A 19,862-nucleotide genomic window follows, 5' to 3' on the forward strand; every position below is an offset into this window, starting at 1 on the left:
TCAGAGCTGGATCTTGACGGTGACGACGATGCCGGGGTCGCGGCGCGTGAAGCGCACCTCGTCGGTGAACTGGCGCACGACCCACAGGCCGCGGCCGCCCTCGGTGCTCAGCGGCACCTGCTGCATACCCGCGCTGCCGGTGTCGGCGATGCCCGGCCCGTCGTCGCTGACCTCACAGTAGATCGCGCCGTCCTGCCGCCACAGCCGCAGCCGTCCGCGCCCGCCGCCGTGCCGGATCGCGTTGGTGGCCAGTTCCGTGGCCACCACCAGCAGGCGGCCCAGGCCCGGCTCCGCCAGGCCGAATTCGCCCGCGTGCGCGGCGACCGACGCCCGCAGGGCGTACAGGTCGTCGGCGACGAAGACGGTGTCGAGCCCGACCGGCTCCGCCATCGCGGGCGAAGGATCCGGGAACCGGTCGGCTTCGGCGGTCATGACTGCCTCTGCAATACCAGCTGCGGCACGTGTTCGGCGCCGACCGCGTCGAGCACCACGGCCACCGCCGCTGGGCACGAGACGACCATGCGCCGCCCGGCGGGCAGCGCCGCGGCCGCCTTGACGATCGTGGTGGCCGCGGTGACGTCGATGAACCGCAGTTTGACCAGGTTGAGGTGGATGTTGTCGTCGAGCCGCAGCGTCTCGGTCAGCGCCTGCTGCAAGGGCTGCAGGTGGGTGTAGTCCATCTCGCCGGCGATGCGCACCCCTGCCGGGCGGTGTTGGCGGCAGATCCGCAGCAGCGGGGTGTCGTGGTAGGCGAGCGCCGCGACCGTCTTGTGATGCGCGTCCGTGGCGAAGGCCAGCGTCACCGAGTCGAACGTCTCGCGGTCGTACTGGCAGATCGCGGTCAGCCGCCCGTCCGTGAACAGGGTCGCCGCCTGCTGCTCGAAGGCGACCAGCTGGTCGACGGCGATCGGCCGGCCAGCCCAGCACATGTCGGCGCTGACCCGCAGGCCCGGCATGCCGCGCCGGGCGGCCTGGTGGCGCTCCTGCGCGATCAGCGCGACCATGCGCTCCGCGGTCGCGCCGCCCTCCACGGCTGCGGCGTCCTGGCTGGTGTACAGCGTGAGCTGGCCGCGACCGATCGCCGCCGCGGTGGCGACCTCACGCATGGCCAGCTCCTCGGCCAGCTCGTCCGGGGTCAGCGCGTCGGTGAAGCAGATGACCCGCTGCCCGCGGTGCAGGCCGTCCGCGACGAACTCGGCGACCAGGTCCAGCCGCTCATCGGGGTCGGTGAACGTCAGGCACGCGTGGTCGCCCGGATTGATCTCGTCAACGGTCACCGCATCCGCCATGGGGATCCTTTCCTCGGCGCGGGTGGCAAGGCGTCATTACCCGGCAAACACCGCGCCTAACCAGGGCGGCGTGCCCGTTCTGCGACAGACGCCACATCTTCCGGCAACATGATCGGACATTCCTGCCGCGTACGCCAGCCCAGCAGGTTACCGCAGGCCGGGCATGGCCCGGTCCGGGCAGCGGCCGGCGGTCGTCGCGGTCGGCCGCCGGTGTGTTCGGGCCCGTCGAGGATGATCGTGGGCAATCGCTCTCCCAAGATCGATGGAATGGGGTCGTGCCAACCCACTCGCCGGAATGCTGTGCCCGGCAACAAAAGCGCTGCCTGGGCACCTTCTGAACGGATCTCCGCGTCACACGGCGGAAACACGCCCTTGACAGGTATCGAACAAACGACAACCCTCTGTTTCAGAGAGCGCTCTCTACCGTCCACCGACCGTCCTGTTCGCACAGGCCGGGCGACCCCGTCCGGAGTCCCCTAGCAGGGAGAAGAGATGCAACCCGTCCCCCGTCTGGCCGTATCCCGCGGCAGACCCCTCTACGCCCTCGTCCTCGCAGTCGTCGGCGTAATGCTCATGGCCTACCTGGTCGTGACCGGCAACAGCACGGCGAACGCCGCGGTGACCCTGCTGTCGCAGGGCAAGCCCGTCACCGCGTCGTCGGTGGAGAACGCGGGCACGCCCGCGTCGGCCGCGGTCGACGGCAACAACGGCACGCGCTGGTCCAGCGCCGCCAGCGACCCGCAGTGGATCCAGGTCGACCTCGGCGCCACCGCCACCCTCAGCCAGGTCATCCTGCGCTGGGAGGCGGCATACGCCACCGCCTATCAGATCCAGACCTCGGCCAACGGCACGAGCTGGACGACCGTCTACAGCACGACCACCAGCACCGGCGGCGTGCAGACGATCAACGTGACCGGCTCCGGTCGCTACGTGCGGGTGAACGGCACCGCACGGGCGACCGGCTACGGCTACTCGCTGTGGGAGTTCCAGGTCTACGGCGAGATCGGCGGCGGCACCGGCGGCTGCGGCACCACGAACGTGGCCCAGGGCAAGCCCGCCACCGCGTCCTCGGTCGAGAACGCCGGCACGCCGGCCTCCGCGGCCGTCGACGGCAGCGGCACCACCCGCTGGTCCAGCGCCTTCGCCGACCCGCAGTGGCTGCAAATCGACCTGGGTGTCACCACCCCGATCTGCCAGATCATCCTGACCTGGGAGGGTGCCTACGCCACGGCATACCAGATCCAGGTGTCGGCCAATGCGACCAGCTGGACCACGGTCTGGAGCACCACCACCGGCACCGGTGGCACCGCCACGATCAGCGCGTCAGCCTCGGCGCGTTACGTGCGGATCTACATGACGGCCCGGGCCACCGGCTACGGCTACTCGCTGTGGGAGGTCGCCGTGCGCTCCGGCACCCCGACGTCGCCCAGCGCCAGCCCCAGCGCACCGCCCTCGCCCAGCCCCAGCGGCGGCACGATCCCCGGCGGCGGCTCACTCGGCCCGAACGTGAAGGTCTTCGACCCTTCCATGTCCGGGGCGACGATCCAGTCGCAGGTGGACGCGATCTTCAACGAGATGGAGTCGAACCAGTTCGGCCTGCAGCGCTACGCGCTGGCGTTCAAGCCGGGCACCTACAGCGGGTTCAACGCCCAGATCGGCTTCTACACCTCGATCATCGGTCTCGGCCAGAACCCCGGCGACGTCCGCATCAACGGTGACGTGACCGTGGACGCGGGCTGGTTCCAGGGCAACGCCACGCAGAACTTCTGGCGTTCGGCGGAGAACCTGTCGATCTACCCGTCGGCCGGGTTCACCCGGTGGGCCGTCTCGCAGGCCGCGCCGTTCCGGCGGATGGACATCCACGGCGACCTGAACCTGGCCCCGAACGGCTACGGCTGGGCCAGCGGCGGCTACATCGCCGACAGCCGGGTCTCCGGTGCGGTCGGGCCGTACTCGCAGCAGCAGTGGTACACCCGGGACAGCCAGATCGGCGGCTGGGTCAACGGCGTATGGAACATGGTGTTCTCGGGCGTGCAAGGCGCGCCGGCGAACGGCTTCCCGAACCCGGTCTACACCACGCTGGCCAACACCCCGCAGAGCCGGGAGAAGCCGTACCTGTACATCGACGGCGGCGGCAACTACCGGGTCTTCGTCCCGTCGCTGCGCAACAACGCCTCCGGCACCACCTGGGCGGGCGGCTCCACGCCCGGCACGTCGCTGCCGCTGAGCTCGTTCTACGTGGCCAAGCCGGGCGACAGCGCGGCGCGCATCAACCAGGCGCTGGCCCAGGGCCTGCACCTGCTGTTCACGCCGGGCATCTACCACGTCAACGGCACGATCAACGTCAACCGCCCCGACACCGTGGTGCTGGGTCTCGGCTACGCGACGATCATCCCGGACAACGGGGTCATCCCGATGTCCGTCGCCGACGTGGACGGCGTGAAGATCGGCGGCATCCTGTTCGACGCCGGTGCGACCAACTCGCCGGTGCTGCTGCAGCTCGGCCCGAACGGGTCGTCGGCCAGCCACGCCGGCAACCCGACGTCGATCTCGGACGTGTTCTTCCGGATCGGCGGCGCGCACGCCGGCAAGGCCACCACCAGCCTGCTGGTGAACAGCAACAACGTGATCGTCGATCACATCTGGGCGTGGCGCGGCGACCACGGCGCGGGCATCGGCTGGACCGTCAACACGGCCGACTATGGCGTCATCGTCAACGGCAACAACGTGCTGGCGACGGGTCTGTTCGTCGAGCACTACCAGAAGTACAACGTGATCTGGAACGGCCAGGGCGGCCGGACGATCTTCTTCCAGAACGAGCTGCCGTACGACCCGCCGAACCAGGCGGCCTACATGAACGGGGCCACCAGAGGCTACGCCGCGTACAAGGTGGCCGATACGGTGACCAGCCATGAGGCCTGGGGTCTCGGCGTCTACTGCTACTTCAACGTGGATCCGACGATCCACGCCGCGAGAGGCATCGAGACGCCGAACAACCCCAACGTCAAGTTCCACAGCATCTCCACGGTGTCGCTGGGCGGCAACGGTGTGATCGACAACGTCATCAACACCACCGGCGGTCCCGCGCAGGGCACGGCCACCGTGCCGAGCACCGTCACCAACTACCCGTGACAGGGTGGTGCGCTGCTAGCTGAATGATCGAGGGCCGACCCGGCCGGTGTGCCGGGTCGGCCCTTCGGCGTACCGCCGGACGAGCGGATCCGCGCGCCCGGCGGCCCTTCGGCGTACCGCAGGACGAGCGGATCCGCGCGCCCGGGGAACAACACCGACGGACCTGGATGTTTATGCAGGTCGTGGCTAACCTTCGGTGGGTCGGCTGTCCGGACACGCGGAGGTGACGGAGTGACGGTCTCGGGGGACATCGGGACGTTGGCACGTCCTGCGCTGGTGGTGGACGCGGACACCTCGTGCGAATCGCTGGAGTCGACCTTCCGGGCGCGGTGCGACCTGCTGGCGGTGATCGTCGCCGATGGCGACCGGCTGGGCCTGGTCATGCGCGGCCGGTTCGATCAGTCCATGTCGGGTCCTTTCGGGTACGGACGACTGCTGTGGCGGCAACGTCCGGTTTCCGCGGTCGCCGACTGGACGCCCTTGCGGCTGCCGGGCGCTACGACGGTGGTGTCCGCGTCGCACCTGCTGCGCACCCGGCCCGTCGAGCACCGGTACGACGACCTGGTCGTGGACCTCGACGGCGGCCGGATGGGCACCGTGTCGGCCGCGCACCTGTTCGATGCGCTCGCGACCCAGTTCGCCGACCGCGCGGTGCGCGACGACCTCACCGGGCTGGCCAACCGGGCGCACTTCCTCGACCTGCTGGCGGCGGCGTGCGCCGACGCCGGCACCGACGGCGACCGGGTCGCGGTGGCGTTCGTCGACATCGACGGCATGAAGCGCATCAACGACTCGCACGGCCACCAGGCCGGCGACGCGGTGCTGACCGTCGTGGCCCGCCAGCTGCGCGACGCGCTGCGACCGGGGGAGATCGCGGCCCGGCTCGGCGGCGACGAGTTCGCCGTGCTCGCCCGGGTGCGGCGGGGCGCTCAGGCCGAAGAGGCGGCCCTGGAACTCGGCCGCCGGTGCCTGCTGGCGGTCTCGGCCCGAGACGGCCGCCACGACCCCGCACTGCACCCGTACGCCAGCATCGGGGTGGCCGTGTCCGGCAAGCGATCCGACCCGCAGACGCTGGCCAGCGAGGCGGACATGGCGATGTACCGGGCAAAGCAGGCCGGTGGCAACCAGGTCGAGTTGGCCATCGGGGTGGAGGCGGGGCTGGCCGGCGACGTCGACCTCGTCGACCGGACCGTCGCGCAGGCGGTCGAGCACGGCGAGCTGCGCGTGTTCTACCAGCCCATCGTGCGGGTCAGCGACCGCTCGGTGGCCTCGGTGGAGGCGCTGGTGCGCTGGCAGCACCCGACCCTGGGCCTGCTGCCGCCGGGCCGGTTCCTGCCCGGAGCACGCCGCGCGGGGCATCTGCCCGCGCTGGACCGCTGGGTGCTGCGCCGCGCCTGCGCGGATCTGGTCGGGATGGACGAGGCGCTGGGCGAGCGGGCTCCGAGCTGGGTCAACGTGAACCTGTCCGCACCGACCCTGGCCGGTCCGTTCGACGAGACGGTCGTGCAGACACTGGCCGAGACCGGACTGCCCGCGTCACGGCTGCGGCTGGAGCTGCCCGAGGACGCGGACCTGCAGACCCTCGCCGATGCCGGGCCGCGCCTGGAGCGGCTGATCGCGCTCGGCGTATGGCTGACCCTCGACGACATGGGCGCGGGCTCGACGAACCTGCGCTACCTGTCGACGCTCACCATCCACGGCATCAAGATCGACCGGGCGTTCGTGTCCGGGATGCTGCACAACCCGCGGGACCACGCGGTCGTCAAGCTGCTCACCGACCTGGCGCACGGCCTCGGGCTGCGGGTGACCGCCGAGGGCGTCGAGAACGCCGCGCAGCTGTCCGAGCTGGCGCGGCTCGGCGTCGTCAACGCCCAGGGCTACCACCTCGCGCATCCGATGCCGCTGACCTCCCTGACCAGGCTGCTCGCCGGCGAAACCGCCGAGCTGCCGCGCACCGCCCACCGAGCAGCCTGAGATCGCGGCGGAGTGCGCCGCCCGCTCGAAAGGGTGTGTTCACGCGGTTCACATCGTTTCTCACGTGCTCACCTCAAACGATGTGAACCGGCGAACGTGGTCCGGTCCGTGCAGCGTGCCCGCAGCTCGGCCGGCTGTCGGCGTGGCCCGGCCGTCCCCAGACCCCGCGCGGTGCATCCTGTGATCAGCCTGTCGCGCCGCGTACCCGGACGGCGGGTGATCCAGTGGGCGCTAGCGGGGGGCGTGAGGTGGCCGGTGTTCGGTTGGCGTGAGGTCTACGGGGGCAGGACGCCGCCGCCCGGCCAGGTCGTCGCGCCCGACGAGCGGCTGTCCTGGCCCCGCATGGCCGGCCTGGGCGCGCAGCACGTGGTGGCGATGTTCGGGGCGACGTTCGTCTTCCCGATCGTCATGGGCCTCAACCCGCAGCTGGCGATCATGATGAGCGGCGTCGCCACCATCTGCTTCCTGCTCATCGTCAAGGGCATCGTGCCCAGCTACCTGGGCACCTCGGCGTCGTTCGTCAGCGCCGTCGCCGCGATCCGGGCCCAGGGCGGCGACTCCGCACAGGTCACCGGCGCGATCCTGGTGGCCGGTCTGGTGCTCGCGCTCGTCGGCCTGCTCATCCACCTGCTGGGCTTCCGGGTGCTGCACGCGGTGCTGCCGCCCGTGGTCACCGGTGCGGTGGTCATGCTGATCGGCTTCAACCTCGCCCCGGTCGTCGCGTCCGTCTACTGGCCACAGGACCAGTGGGTGGCCCTGGTGACGATGGTGTTCGTCATCGTGGTCGCCGTCGGCGCGCGCGGTTTCGTGGGCCGCATCGCCATCTTCCTCGGCCTCATCTTCGGATACCTGCTGTCCTGGCTGCTCGACCGCGTCGCCGGCCCGATCACCTCGCTGCTGCCCGGCGCGAGCGCGCCGACCACGCACGAGCGGGTCGACTGGTCGGGCGTGGCCGCCGCGCCCTGGGTCGGCTTCCCGCCGCACACCACCACCGGCGCCGACGGCAACGAGGTCGCCGGCTGGCACGCTCCCGCCTTCTCGTTCGCGTTCATCCTGCTGGTGCTGCCCGCGGTGGTCGCGCTGATCGCGGAGAACGCCGGGCACGTCAAGGCGGTCGCCGAGATGACCGGCCGCGACCTCAACCCGGTGATGGGCAAGGCCATCGGGGCCGACGGCGTCGCCACCGTGCTGGCCAGCTCCGTGGGCGGCTCGCCGACCACCACGTACGCGGAGAACATCGGGGTGATGGCGGCGACGCGGATCTACTCCACGGCGGCGTACTTCATCGCGGCGATCGTGGCGATCGTGTTCGGCTTCTCGCCGAAGTTCGGCGCGGTCATCTCGGCGACCCCGGGCGGCGTGCTCGGCGGCATCACCGTCGTGCTGTACGGCATGATCGGCCTGCTCGGCGCGAAGATCTGGAAGGAGAACGGGGTCGACTTCGGCAACCCGATCAACCTCGTCCCGCTGGCCGCGGGCATCATCATCGCGATCGGCGACACCTCGCTGGTGTTCAGCCCGACGTTCCAGCTAAGCGGCATCGCACTGGGCACCATCGTCACCATCGCCGGTTACCACCTGGCCCGCTGGCTGGCCCCGGCACACCTGCGCGAGCAGCAGAGCCTGGAGCGGCCCTGCCCCGGTGTCGGGCTGTCGCCGGCCGAGCAGCGCGGCGCCGCCGACGCCTGAGCCCGCTCACCCGGCGCGGGCGGCTGTCCGCCGACACCGCGCCCGGGGTGCCAACTGGCGGATGTGCCCTGGAGGGGCCGCGGCGCTGCGATGATGGACCGGTGATGATCGACCTTTCCGGACGCGCCGCGCTCGTGTCCGGCTCGACCCAGGGCATCGGGTACGCGATCGCCGAGCGCCTGGCGCGCTGCGGTGCGCACGTGGTGGTCAACGGCCGCGGCGCGTCGACCGAGGCCGCGGCGGCCCGCCTGCGCGCCGCCGTGCCGGACGCGACGGCCACCGCGGTCGCCGCCGACCTGGCCACCGCCGAGGGCGCGGCCGCCATGCTCGACGCGGTGCCGCAGCTCGACATTCTCGTCAACAACCTCGGCATCTTCGACGCGAAGCCGGTGCTGGAGGTCGACGATGCCGAGTGGCGGCGCTTCTTCGAGGTCAACGTGCTCTCGGCGGTGCGTCTCATCCGGACCTACCTGCCCGGCATGATGGACCGGGGCTGGGGGCGGGTGCAGTGCATCGCCAGCGACTCCGCGGTCGTCACGCCGGTCGAGATGGTGCACTACGGCGTCACCAAGACGGCGCTGCTCGCGGTCACCCGCGGCTACGCCAAGGCGGCGGCGGGCACCGGGGTGACCGTCAACTCCGTGATCGCCGGGCCCACCCACACGCAGGGCGTGGAGACCTTCGTCAGGCAGCTGGTCGGGGCGGACGCGCCGTGGGACGAGGCGCAGCGGCGCTTCATGCGCGAGCACCGGCCGTACTCGCTGATCCAGCGGCTGATCGAGCCGGAGGAGATCGCGAACATGGTCGCCTACCTGTGCTCCGACCAGGCCTCCGCGACGACCGGCGGCGCGCTGCGGGTCGACGGCGGATACGTCGACGCGATCCTGCCCTGAGCGCTTTCGTCCGTCCGGCAGGTGTCAACGGCGGTCGCACGGGTACCTCACGCCCATGAATCCTGACCAGCCAGGTTCCGGAGACGGTCCGCTGCCCGGCCGGTGAACCGGGCCACGCCGCGAAGATCCACGCAGACAGGGGGAGACATGGGCGAACTGGAGTGGCTGGGCGCCGTGCGCCATGCCGAGAGCGTGGGCAACGTCGCCGCCCTGCTCGCGGAGGGCTCCGGGGCACAGCGGCTGGACCTCGCCCCGCGGGACCCGGACGTGCCCCTGTCGGACCTGGGCCGGGAACAGGCCGCCGCGACTCGCGGGTGGCTGGCCGGTCTGCCGGTGCCCGACCTGGTGCTGGTCTCGCCCTATCTGCGTACCGCGGAAACGGCCAAGGCCATGACCGAGGGACTGGACCTGCGGTTGTGCTACGACGAGCGGCTGCGCGACCGGGAACTGGGCATCCTCGACCTGCTCACCGCCCGGGGGGTGCAGGAGCTGCACCCGACCGAGGCCGACCGCCGACAGCGGCTCGGCAAGTTCTACTACCGGCCGCCGGGCGGCGAGTCGTGGGCGGACGTGGCGCTGCGGATCCGGATGCTGCTGTCCGACCTGCGCCGGGACCACGGCGGACGGCGGGTGCTGCTGGTCACCCACGACGTGGTCGTGCAGATCATTCGTTACCTCGTCGAAGACCTGGACGAGCAGCGGCTGCTGGACCTGAGCCGGGCCGAGGCGATCGTGAACACCTCGGTCAGCGTGTGGGCGCGCGACGGCGACGGCCGCCTGACGCCGCAGGTGTTCAACGACGTCGCCCACCTGCGGGCCCGGGACACCACGCCGACCCGAGAGGAAGGGCTGCGTGCCGAACCGGTCTGAACCCACCATCGTGACCGTGCAGCTGCTGCGTGACTGGCCGCTGCCCGAGGTCGCCGGGGCCAAGGACAGCCGCGGCACGGCACTGATCGTCGGCGGCTCCCGGCACACGCCCGGCGCGGTGCTGCTGGCCGGGGTCGCCGCGTTGCGAGCCGGGGCGGGGGTGCTCCAGCTCGCGGTGGCGGAGTCGACCGCCACGGCGCTCAGCATCCAGGTGCCCGAGGCGCTGGTGCTCGACCTGCCCGAGCCGGGCACCGGCCGCGCCCTGCCCGACCGTCTGGCCGAGCTGGCCGGGCAGGCGTCGGCCGTCGCCGTCGGGCCTGGACTGGGCGACATCGACCATGCCGCCGCCGTGCTGCGGCACGTGCTCGCGGCGACCCGCCCGGACACCACCGTGGTGCTGGACGCCTACGCCCTGGGCGCGCTCAGCAAGGACCCGTCGCTCACCGCGGACCGGCCCGGCCGGTACGTGCTGACCCCCAACATCGACGAGGCCAGGTACCTGCTCGGCGGCGATCTCGACGGGGATCTGATGGACGTCGCGGTCCGCATCGCGCAGCGCTACCGGGCCGCGGTGTCGCTGTTCGGGCGGGTAGCCGACCCGGACGGCCGGACCTGGTGGGAGCAGACCGGCGGCAGCGGCCTGGGCACCTCCGGCAGCGGGGACGTGCGCGCCGGCGTCGTCACGGGCCTGCTGTGCCGGGGCGCGGAGCCGGCGCAGGCGGCGTGCTGGGCGGCGTACGCCCACGCCGGCAGCGCGCAGCGGCTGGCTCCCCGGTTCGGGCGGATCGGATTCCTGGCCCGGGAGATCGCCGACGAGATCCCCGCGGTGCTGGCCGCGGTGTGACCGGCCGTGGCCTGCGCAGGCCACGGCCCAGCACACCTAGGCCGACGCGAGGTCCGGCACCGTCTCGCCGGGTGTCACCGGGCCGGGCGGAGTTCCGTCGCCGAACGGGCGGCCGCCCAGCTCCTCGCGCCCGTGCGGGGTGAGCCAGCCGGACAGGTCCGGCCCGGCGGGCACGATCCCGGTCGGGTTGATGTCGCGGTGCACCTCGTAGTAATGCGACTTGATGTGCCCGAAGTCGACGGTGTCACCGAACCCCGGCGTGGCGAACAGATCACGGGCGTACGCCCACAGCACCGGCATCTCGGTCAGCTTCTGCCGGTTGCACTTGAAATGCCCGTGGTACACCGCGTCGAAGCGCACCAGCGTGGTGAACAGCCGCACGTCGGCCTCGGTGATCGTGTCGCCGACCAGGTAGCGCTGCCTGTCCAGCAGCTGCGACAGGGCGTCGAGCCGCGCGAACAGCCGCCGGTACGCGGCCTCGTACGCCCGCTGCGACCCGGCGAAGCCGCACTGGTAGACGCCGTTGTTGACGTCCCGGAACACCAGCGCGTTCACCTCGTCGATCTCGCCGCGCAGCGCGGCCGGGTAAAGGTCGGGCGCGCCGGGCCGGTGGTGGGCGGTCCACTCCAGCGACAGGTCGATCGTCATCTGGGCGTAGTCGTTGGTCACCACCTTGCCGGTGCTGACGTCCACGATCGCGGGCACGGTGATGCCGCGCTCGTAACCGGGGAAGCGCGCGAAGTAGGCGTCCTGCAGCCGCTCGATGCCCAGCACCGGGTCCCGGCCGCCGGGGTCCAGGTCGAACGTCCAGCTGCGCGCGTCGTGGGTCGGCCCGGCGACCGCCATCGGCAGCGCCTGCTCCAGCCCGAGCAGCCGGCGTACGATCACCGCCCGGCTCGCCCAGGGGCAGGCCCGGCTGACGACGAGCCGGTAGCGGCCGGGCTCGACGGGGTAGCCCTCGCGGCCGTCGGCGGTGATCCGCGTCGCGATGTAGCGCTGGTCGCGGGTGAACTCGCCGCCGGGGTTGACGTAGCGGCCCTGCTCATCGGAGGTGGTGGCGTCCGTCGCGGTGTCGGTCATGCCGACAATGATGCCCGGTCGTGGCGCGCAAGATTAGTCCATACTGGACGGACGCAGCATTCTGCCGTGAATTCCCGACAGAAGGATTGTTCGCCGGGCCGGCGGGGCGGAGCCTTCGCACGAGGCCGCGGCACGTCGAGCAGACCGGAGGAGGAGCGACGATGGTCAGCGGGCCGAGCCGCCGGATCGTGGTCGCCGCGGCGGGCTACGGCAAGACGACCCTGCTGCGTAACCTGTGCCCGCCGGCGCGGGCGCACTGGTGGCAGGGCGGCGCCGACCCGTGCGGGTTCGTGCGCCAGGCGGCGTCCGACGCGGTCCGCTGCCTCGTGCTCGACGACCTGCCCCGGCTGTCCGTGCAGGAGATGCGTGACCTGCTGCTCGCGGTCGAGGACCTGCCCGAGGACACCGAGGTGGCCATGGCCTCGCGACGGCCGCTGCCGTGGCGGCACGCCGGCCGGCCCGGCCGCTGGACCGAACTCGGCCCGGCCGATCTCGCCTGCACCGTGGACGAGATCACCGTGCTGCTGGCCGAGGAGGGCGGCCCGGCCGATCCCGAACTCGCGGCCGCGCTGCATACGGCCACCAGCGGCTGGCCAGCGCTGGTCCACTTCGCGGTGGAGGCGGTGCGGCTGGGCGGCCGGGCGACCGCGGAGTCGGCGACCACCCTGGCCGTGGGCGGCCTGGCGGAGTACGTCCGCACGGAGGTGCTGGCCGGGCTGCCCGAAGCGGCACGGCAGCTGCTGGCCGACGTCGGGGACCGGACGCCGGTGACCGCCGGTCTGTGCGCGGCGCTGGGCCACCCGGACGCCGCCGCGCTGCTGGACCTGCTGCGCCGGACCGGGCTGCTGGTCCGCGGCCCGGCGGTGCCCGGCCTGCCCGACGACGGCCACGTGGTGCCGGTGCTGGCCCAGGTGGCGGCGAATCCCGACGAAGCCGATGGGGCACGGGCCCGCGTCGCGGCGGCGTGGTACGACCGGCACGGTCCGCCGGGCGCGGCGGCGCGGGAGCACCTGCGCGCCGGTGATCATGCCGGGGCCGCCCGGGTGCTGCGCCGGCACGGCGACCGGATCATCGCGGCAGGGCAGGCCGGCCTGGTGACGGCGCTGGTGGCGGTGCTGCCGGAACGGGAACGGGACGACCGGCTGGCGCTGCTGCGGGCCGACGCGCTGCGCACCGCGGGCGATCTGGAGGCAGCCGCGCGAGCCTACGAGGAGCTGGGCGCGAGCGGGCCGGACCTGGCCGCGGGGCTGGCATGGCGGGCGGGCCGGGTCGCCTACCAGCGCGGCGACGCCCGCGGCGCGCTGGACGTGTTCGCCCGCGGCGACACCGCGGGCGACACCGCGGACACGGCGCTGCTGGCCGCCTGGAGCGCGCACGCGTTCCTGCTCGCCGGGGACACCGACACGGCGGTGGCGACGGCTCGCAAAGCCGTGCGTCGCGCCCTGCCGTCCGGTGACGACGGTGCGCTGGCCACCGCCTACCTGAGCGTGGCGCTGTCGCTGGCCGTCTCGGGCGACGCCGCGGGCAGCGAGGAGCATTTCGCGCTGGCGCTGCCGATCGCGCACCGCACCGGCGATGTGATGCTGCTGACCCGTATCCACACCAACCGCACCTACCAGCACCTGCAGGCGGCGCGGTATCCGGCGGCGCTGGAGTCGGCGCGGCTGTGCGCGGCGTACGCGCAGGCGGCCGGATCACCGAGCCTGCAGGCGATCGCCACCAGCAACGACGCCGACGCGCTGGCCATGCTCGGCCGCTACGACGAGGCGGTGCGCCGTTACCGGGCGGCGATCGGCCACTACCAGCGCTTCGGCTCACGCCGCTTCGCCGGGGCGGTGCTGGGCCTGGCCGAACTGTTCCGGCGGCGGGGCTGGCGCGAGCAGGCGCGCGCCGCGTACGAACAGGCGGTGCAGGTCGCCTCGGGCACCGGCAACGCGCACGTACTGGTCCCGGCGCTGGCGGGGCTGGCCCTGGTGCTGCTCGGTGACGACGTGAAGACGGCGGCCGGGCACGCCGACGCCGCGGTGGATCGGGCCGGGCCGGAGATCTCGGGACCGGCGCTGCTGGCGCAGGGCTGGATCGCGCTCAGCCAGGGCGAGGCGCGCCGGGCCGCGGACCTGTCCACCGAGGGCGCGCGGGTGGCCCGCACGCAGGGCGACCGGGCGGGGCTGGCCGATGCGCTGGAGCTGCGGGCGGCCGCAGAGGACGACCCGGCACGCGCCGCCGCGGCCCTGCGGGAGGCCCAGGCGATCTGGACGGAGGCCGGGGCCGAGGTGGAGGCGGCCCGGATCGCGGTGCTGATGAGCCGACTGCCCGGTGCGGGCCCGGACGAGCGGGCCGGTGGGCTGCTCGGCGAGCAGCGGCTGGCGGCCGCCGACGCGCTGGCCGACCGGATCGGCGGCGGCTCGGCCGCGGCCGTGGACGGCTCCCCGGTCGTGGTACGGGCGCTGGGCCGGTTCGAGGTGGAGCTGGCCGGGCAGGTGGTCCCGGCGTCGTCGTGGCAGTCGCGCAAGGCCCGGGACCTGCTGCGCATCCTGGTCGGGCGGCGGGGCCGACCGGTGCCGCGCAGCGAACTGAGCGAGCTGCTGTGGCCCGACGGCGATGCGCAGCGCACGGGACACCGGCTGTCCGTGCTGCTCAACATCGTGCGCGGGGTGCTCGACCCGGCCCGGGCGTATCCCGCCGACCATCACCTGGTCGCCGACCAGAGCAGCATCGCGCTGAACACGGCCACCACGGGAGTGGACGTCGAGGACTTCCTGGACCAGGTGGCGCGGGGCCGTCGCCTCGTGGAGCAGGAGGCTTTGGCGCAGGCGCGGCTCATCCTGCTCGCCGCCGACCAGCTGTACCGGGCCGATGCGTTCGAGGACGAGCCGTATGCCGAGTGGGCGGGTCCGCTGCGCGAGGAGGCGCGGGCGGCATACCTGGCGATGCTGCGGATGCTGGCGCACACCAGCCGGGCCGCGGGCCAGCCGGGCGCGGCCGTCGGTTACCTGTTGCGCCTGCTGGAGCGTGATCCTTACGACGAGCGGGCGTACCGGTCGCTGGTGCGCACGCTCGTCGCGGGTGGGCAGCACGGCGAGGCGAGACGCGCCTTCGACCGCTACGCCGAGGCGATGCTTTCGATCGGGGTGCGCCCGCCGGACCGCGACCTGCTGGTCCCGGTCCGGCGGGCGGCAGCGCCCCGGTGAGCCCGGTCAGTGGAACGTGGCGAGACGCGCGCCGTAGGTCGTGAGCGACGGGTCCTCGGCGGGACCCATCAGGTTCGCGGTCCGGGCCGACCTGTGCGGCAACGGCAGGCCGGGCAGGCCCGGCAGCGTGCTGATGCGGTCCGCCCGCGCGACACCCTCGCCGAACGGCCGCAGCTGGAAGCCGTCGAGGTGGCTGTCGGTGCCGCTGACGGTCGCGCCGACGCCGAACGCCCAGCCCAGCGTCATCGGCAGAAGGGTGGCGAGCTTCGGCCAGGTCTGGCCGGAGACGGGAATGCCGCTCGCCCGGTAAAGGTTGATCAGCGCCCCCGGCGGCTCCACCACGGTGTGGCAGATGGCGTACGCGGTCAGCGCGCCGCTGCTGCCGCTGCCCGAGGTGTGCACGCTGACCTGCGACAGGTAGCCGTCGGGCACCATCTCGTCGAGCCGCCAGTTGTCGACCCTGCGGTCCATCGCGAATCCGAAGCCCAGCATGACGGTCGGCTCCGGGCACGCGGCCTCGATCGAACTGCCCTGCATCGTGGTGTTGGCCACCCGGGTCGGGGCCACCAGGGTCCGAGCGCAGATGACCTGGGCGACGACCGAGAACGCCACCGCGCTGTCGCTGCGCGGCCGGGCGGACACGGTGGCCGAGCGCAGGTCCGCGGCGGGTTCGAGGCGGGTCAGCAGCACCCGGCCGGTGCTGCCGTTGACCCAGCCGCCGACGGCGAACACCCAGCTGTCGTCGGGGCAGGACACGACGACGGACTTGGCGGCGGTGTCGGTGGGGCTGATCTGCTGCTCCAGCGTGACCAGCGGGTCGGGGACGGCCGCCGCCGGGGCCGCCGGGGCCAGCACGGCGCCGAGGACGGCGACCGCGACGAACACGCGCGTGGTGGGTGCTGCCTTCACCGCTTGCTCCTCTCCTGGCGGTCCACGGCGGACAGCCGTCTCCCATCATCGGGACGCGTATCACGGTGGCGTCATGGTCGCCGGATGCCCGACAGCGGACGTGCCGGACCGACCTCGTTCAGGCCCGGACGGCGCCCGGTCGGGTGTTCGGATGCGCCGCGGCCGGGTCGTAGAGCGCGTAACCGCCCGCGTCGGCGCGTTTGGCCTGATACATCGCGAGGTCGGCGTGGCCGACCAGCTCCACGGGATCGGTGCGGCCGGAGGTGCTCAGCGCAACGCCGATGCTCGCCCCGACCCGCAGCCGCTGATGCGCGACGTACATCGGCTTGCCCACCGCGGTGCCGATCCGCCCGGCCACGGCGGCGGCGTCGCCCGGCCCGTCGACCCGGTGCAGCATCACCGCGAACTCGTCCCCGCCGAAGCGCGAGGCCAGGTCGCCGGCGCGCAGCTGGCCGGCGATCCGGTCGGCGGTCACCGTCAACAGCTGGTCACCCGCGGCGTGGCCGAGCGTGTCGTTGATGTCCTTGAACCGGTCCAGATCGAGGAACAGCACCGCGACCGTGGTCCCCTCGGCGTCGGCCATCGCCAGCCGCTGGGTCAGCTGCTCCATGAACAGCCGCCGGCTGGCCAGCCCGGTCAGCGCGTCGTGGTGGGCCTGCTGCATGCGCAGCACGGTGTTGGCGTCGGTGAGCGCGAGGCTGACGTTCTGCGCGAACGCCCGCAGCGTCTGCACGTCGGACGGCTCGTACACCCGGCCCTCGTCGCACGACGCGACGACGAGCGCGCCGGTCACCACGCCGCTGTCGTGCACCGGGGCGCCCATCGACGCGCAGACGGGGCCGCGGCCGAACCGGCTGACCACCTCGGTCGCCGCGATGCCGCCCTGGCGTACCACCACGTCGCCGACGGTCATCGCCTGGCTCGCGGTCGCGGCGTCGGCCATGTCGGCGGTGAGCGCGCTGCCGGGCAGGATGCCCGTGGCGTCGGCGGCCGACGCCAGCCGCGCCCGCCCGGTGTCGTCCTCGTCCCGCAGCCACAGCAGGCTGATCTCGTCGCCGAGCAGGTCGCGGGCGCCCAGCGTGATGGTGTCGAGGATCTGCTGCAGGTCCTCGCGGCGCGAGATGGCGCGCTGGATGGTGAACAGGTGCTCGAGCAGCCGCTGGCGCTCCTGCAGCGACTCGCGGATGGACTGCTCGGCGGCCAGCGTGCGCAGCATGGTCAGGGTCAGCTCCAGCAGCCGGGCCATGCCGCGGATCAGGTTCTGCTCCTCGATCGCGAAGGGTTCGCCCCACCGGGCCAGCACCAGGTGTCCCGGTTTGCTGCCCTCCCATGCCGCGGTCGCCACCGGGCAGCGCCCGACGCCCGGCACGTCCAGCACATCGCGCTCGTGCAGGCTCACCGCCACGATGTCCTCGTTCGGCGCCGCCCCCAGCGGGAAGCCGATCGACGCGGCCACCTTGCCGTCGAACACCACCGCCGCGACCTCGGCCTCCAGCGCCTGCGCGGAACGCTCGACCGCGTGCTGCACGGCCGAGGACTCGTCGGTCGACGACGACACCACAGCCATCAGCTCGACGAGCTGCTGGATGTGCAGCGACTCGGCCGAACCCGGCATGTCAGCTCAGCGCCAGCACGGCGAGAGTCTGGTTGTGGAAGCCGTCGATCCCGTGGTTTCGGGCTATCTCCCCGTACGTGTAGAAGCCGGCGTACGGCAGCGGGCCGGCCCAGCGGTCCAGGCGCGCGCCCTCACGCTGGATGCCGTCGTCGCCGAGCACGGCGCGGATCGCGGCGCAGCTGAAGGTGAGCATGCCCAGCGGCGCGTGTCCTTCCAGGCGCGCCAGCGCGTCGCGGCACGCGTCGTCGGTGGCCTCCAGGATGGACTCCTCGTCGCCGGTCATCACCCAGGTCAGCCCGCCCGGGTCGATGGCGCCGCCGCCACCGATGGACCTGCCGACCAGGTCCACCTCGGTGGACAGGTTGCGCGCCTCGACGCCGCTGCGCCGCTGCACGCCCAGCGGCCGCGACAGCGCGAACGCGGTGAACGCGGCCGGATCGGTGTACGCCTCCGGCGGCGCGTCGAGCCGTTCCAGGTAGACGTCGAGCGCGGGGCGGTCGTCGAGGGTGTACACCCGGCCGTCGAGGCTGCGCGTGACGATCATCGGCTGGCCGACGGTGCGCCAGCCGTGCTTGACCGCCACCGCCAGGGGCGCCTCGGAGGCGATGGCGACGCCGATCACCGCGTCGGTCAGCACCCGGCCGTCCTTGAACAGGTAGGCGCCGCTCATCCGCCAGCCGTCGGCCGCCGCGCCGCCGAACAGCGGCACGCCGGCGCCCAGCGCCCGGTAGCAGCCGCGCACGATGCTCTCCTGGTCGCGGACCAGGCCGTCGGTGAGCAGCATCAGCACCTTGTGCGGCAGGTCGACCCGGCTTACGCACCCGGCCACCTCGAAGCCCGCGTCGCCCTGGCGGCCGGTGACGTCCGTGGCCACGCAGGTCTGCACCTGGAAGCCCGCACCGCCGATGGCGGCCACCGTGATGGTGCCGTCCGCCGGGCCGCCGGGCCCGATCTCGCCGTGGGTGGTGCAGCCGACCAAGGGCACGCCCGGCGCGGCCTCGGCCAGGCCCGCCAGCACGGCCTGCGGGTCATGGGTGATCGCCGCGAAGGCGATCAGCAGTTTGGGGTCCGGACCGCTCAATGCGCCCTGCGCGGCCTCGATCGCCGCGGGCCGGGAGTCGGCCGCGTGACTGCGCCCGACACCCATCCAGCGCCTGCCCGGCTCCTGCTCACCGGAGACGTCCACCGCACCTCCCGCCGCCAGCCGACCACGGATACGTTCGATTTCTCCAGAATTACGCTACTACGCCCGCTCGCGCGCCGGGACTGCTGATACGGCTGGTGTCCCTGTGCACGGATGGGCCCGGTTTCCGCTGTCGCAGGAACCGGACCCGTCCGGTCACCGTCGGTGGGTGCGGAAGAACTCCCAGATCAGGTCGGTGGCGTTCACTCCGGCATCCGGATCGGCGAGGGTGCCCTGCTGCGCGCCGGGCCAGCTGTGCCCCATCTGCGGCAGCCGGTAGACGACCAGTTCGCTGCCGTCGGCGCAGGCCGCCACACTTCGGGTGCCGCCGTTGGGCAGTCTCGGGCCGGCGGCCGGGGCCGGTGTGCACGACAGGCGCTCCTGCCAGGCCGTCAGCCCGGACTCGAACGCCGCGGCGTGGCGGTCCTTGCCGCCGACGAAGGTGATCACCGATACCGGCTGGGTGGGGCGGAAGTCCGCCCGGCTGGCCCTGCCGCCGCTGAACCCGCCGCTGACCGGGGCGATCGCGGCGAAGACCCCAGGCATTTCGACGGCGAGCCGGTATGCCATGTCGCCGCCGTTGGAGATGCCGGTGGCGAAGATCGCCTTCGGGTCCGCGTGCCAGCGTTCCACCATCCTGGCGACCAGGGTCTTGATCAGGCCGACGTCGTCCTCCGAGCCGCAGCACGACAGCGCGTTCACGCCGCCCGCGAAGCCCTCGGGATAGAGCACCAGGAAACCTTCGCGGTCGGCCTTGGCGTTCATGCCGGTGGTCGTGGCGATGCCTGCGGCGTCACCGGGGAAAAAGTGCATGGTGACGACCAGTGGGAGCGGGGTGGCCCCGTCGTAGGAGGGCGGCGCATGCACGACGAACGAGCGGTTCTTGCCGTTCCAGGACGTGGTCAGGCGATGGTCGCCGGGCGCGGGGGTCTCCCCGGCTTCCGGGGACGCGACGGGCGAAACGGTGGACACGGCCGGGCCCGTGGACCCCGTGTCGCAGCCGGCCACGGTGGCGGCGAGCAGGGCGACGACGGCGATGGCGTGGCGTAGCTCAGACATGGCGGGGAGCGTCTCAGACTTCCTGTATTTGTCTATGTGTTTCAGACATTCCGGGTGGGGCGTGGCCGTGTCGTGCCGGTCCGAAGTCTGCGGGTAGGCAGATGACGGGGGTGGCGTGGACGTGGTGGAAGCCG

Annotated in this window: 14 protein-coding genes; 7 read left to right on the top strand and 7 right to left on the bottom strand. The window is 72.7% G+C overall.

Annotation, left to right across the window (positions count from 1 at the left end):
• Together FLL47_RS33675 and FLL47_RS33680 are read right to left on the bottom strand one after the other, a co-directional pair.
• A complete protein-coding gene (locus tag FLL47_RS33675) occupies nt 1-432 on the bottom strand; it encodes an ATP-binding protein (RefSeq protein ID WP_144126676.1) in 432 nt (143 codons plus the stop codon).
• Nucleotides 429-1,289, bottom strand: a complete 861-nt coding sequence (locus tag FLL47_RS33680; RefSeq protein WP_144126677.1) for an MEDS domain-containing protein — start codon at nt 1,287-1,289, stop codon at nt 429-431. Before FLL47_RS33680 ends, FLL47_RS33675 begins: the two co-directional genes overlap by 4 nt.
• Nucleotides 1,290-1,781: 492 nt before the next feature.
• On the opposite strand from FLL47_RS33680, the gene FLL47_RS33685 reads away from it, so the two are divergent.
• The 6 genes from FLL47_RS33685 (at nt 1,782) to FLL47_RS33710 (ending at nt 10,691) form a co-directional block, all read left to right on the top strand.
• On the top strand, nt 1,782-4,421 hold the full coding sequence (locus FLL47_RS33685; RefSeq protein ID WP_186316063.1) for a discoidin domain-containing protein: 2,640 nt from the start codon (nt 1,782-1,784) through the stop codon (nt 4,419-4,421).
• A 231-nt stretch (nt 4,422-4,652) separates the two neighbouring features.
• Nucleotides 4,653-6,395: a putative bifunctional diguanylate cyclase/phosphodiesterase gene (locus FLL47_RS33690; protein ID WP_144126678.1), complete on the top strand. Its 1,743-nt coding sequence runs from the start codon at nt 4,653-4,655 to the stop codon at nt 6,393-6,395.
• A gap of 255 nt (nt 6,396-6,650) precedes the next feature.
• Nucleotides 6,651-8,084 (top strand): uracil-xanthine permease family protein, encoded by a 1,434-nt coding sequence (locus FLL47_RS33695; protein ID WP_222106311.1) that lies wholly within the window; start codon nt 6,651-6,653, stop codon nt 8,082-8,084.
• A 104-nt stretch (nt 8,085-8,188) separates the two neighbouring features.
• Nucleotides 8,189-8,977: an SDR family NAD(P)-dependent oxidoreductase gene (locus FLL47_RS33700; RefSeq protein WP_222106312.1), complete on the top strand. Its 789-nt coding sequence runs from the start codon at nt 8,189-8,191 to the stop codon at nt 8,975-8,977.
• 147 nt (nt 8,978-9,124) lie between these two features.
• Entirely contained in the window at nt 9,125-9,847 is a 723-nt protein-coding gene (locus FLL47_RS33705) for a histidine phosphatase family protein (protein ID WP_144126680.1), read from the top strand.
• A complete protein-coding gene (locus FLL47_RS33710) occupies nt 9,831-10,691 on the top strand; it encodes an NAD(P)H-hydrate dehydratase (RefSeq protein ID WP_144126681.1) in 861 nt (286 codons plus the stop codon). Before FLL47_RS33705 ends, FLL47_RS33710 begins: the two co-directional genes overlap by 17 nt.
• Before the next feature lie 36 nt (nt 10,692-10,727).
• Here the strand turns inward: FLL47_RS33710 and FLL47_RS33715 are convergent, their stop codons facing one another.
• Complete coding sequence (locus tag FLL47_RS33715; RefSeq protein ID WP_144126682.1) at nt 10,728-11,771, bottom strand: glutathione S-transferase family protein; 1,044 nt, start codon at nt 11,769-11,771, stop codon at nt 10,728-10,730.
• A gap of 161 nt (nt 11,772-11,932) precedes the next feature.
• Here FLL47_RS33715 and FLL47_RS33720 point away from each other — a divergent pair, with 161 nt between their 5' ends.
• The gene (locus FLL47_RS33720) at nt 11,933-14,962 is read left to right on the top strand and encodes a BTAD domain-containing putative transcriptional regulator (protein ID WP_144126683.1); all 3,030 of its coding nucleotides are present in this window, start codon (nt 11,933-11,935) and stop codon (nt 14,960-14,962) included.
• 6 nt (nt 14,963-14,968) lie between these two features.
• Here the strand turns inward: FLL47_RS33720 and FLL47_RS33725 are convergent, their stop codons facing one another.
• The 4 genes from FLL47_RS33725 to FLL47_RS33740 form a co-directional block, all read right to left on the bottom strand.
• Nucleotides 14,969-15,871, bottom strand: a complete 903-nt coding sequence (locus tag FLL47_RS33725; RefSeq protein ID WP_144126684.1) for a hypothetical protein — start codon at nt 15,869-15,871, stop codon at nt 14,969-14,971.
• Between the two features lie 118 nt (nt 15,872-15,989).
• Nucleotides 15,990-17,486, bottom strand: coding sequence for a sensor domain-containing diguanylate cyclase (locus FLL47_RS33730; RefSeq protein WP_144126685.1), 1,497 nt, complete (start codon nt 17,484-17,486; stop codon nt 15,990-15,992).
• Between the two features lies 1 nt (nt 17,487).
• On the bottom strand, nt 17,488-18,672 hold the full coding sequence (locus tag FLL47_RS33735; protein WP_144126686.1) for an FIST signal transduction protein: 1,185 nt from the start codon (nt 18,670-18,672) through the stop codon (nt 17,488-17,490).
• A gap of 153 nt (nt 18,673-18,825) precedes the next feature.
• The gene (locus FLL47_RS33740; protein ID WP_144126687.1) at nt 18,826-19,728 is read right to left on the bottom strand and encodes an extracellular catalytic domain type 1 short-chain-length polyhydroxyalkanoate depolymerase; all 903 of its coding nucleotides are present in this window, start codon (nt 19,726-19,728) and stop codon (nt 18,826-18,828) included.
• Between the last annotated feature and the right edge of the window lie 134 nt (nt 19,729-19,862).

This window comes from Catellatospora sichuanensis (assembly GCF_007483665.1).
GTDB classification, from domain to species: Bacteria; Actinomycetota; Actinomycetes; order Mycobacteriales; family Micromonosporaceae; genus Catellatospora; species Catellatospora sichuanensis.

What these genes read in the sequence shown, in the direction of transcription:
- FLL47_RS33740 (WP_144126687.1), bottom strand. Translation starts at nt 19,728, where the DNA reads ATGTCTGAGCTACGCCACGCCATCGCCGTCGTCGCCCTGCTCGCCGCC.
- FLL47_RS33730 (WP_144126685.1), bottom strand. Translation starts at nt 17,486, where the DNA reads ATGCCGGGTTCGGCCGAGTCGCTGCACATCCAGCAGCTCGTCGAGCTG.
- FLL47_RS33675 (WP_144126676.1), bottom strand. Translation starts at nt 432, where the DNA reads ATGACCGCCGAAGCCGACCGGTTCCCGGATCCTTCGCCCGCGATGGCG.
- FLL47_RS33685 (WP_186316063.1), top strand. Translation starts at nt 1,782, where the DNA reads ATGCAACCCGTCCCCCGTCTGGCCGTATCCCGCGGCAGACCCCTCTAC.
- FLL47_RS33720 (WP_144126683.1), top strand. Translation starts at nt 11,933, where the DNA reads ATGGTCAGCGGGCCGAGCCGCCGGATCGTGGTCGCCGCGGCGGGCTAC.
- FLL47_RS33680 (WP_144126677.1), bottom strand. Translation starts at nt 1,289, where the DNA reads ATGGCGGATGCGGTGACCGTTGACGAGATCAATCCGGGCGACCACGCG.
- FLL47_RS33705 (WP_144126680.1), top strand. Translation starts at nt 9,125, where the DNA reads ATGGGCGAACTGGAGTGGCTGGGCGCCGTGCGCCATGCCGAGAGCGTG.
- FLL47_RS33700 (WP_222106312.1), top strand. Translation starts at nt 8,189, where the DNA reads ATGATCGACCTTTCCGGACGCGCCGCGCTCGTGTCCGGCTCGACCCAG.
- FLL47_RS33715 (WP_144126682.1), bottom strand. Translation starts at nt 11,771, where the DNA reads ATGACCGACACCGCGACGGACGCCACCACCTCCGATGAGCAGGGCCGC.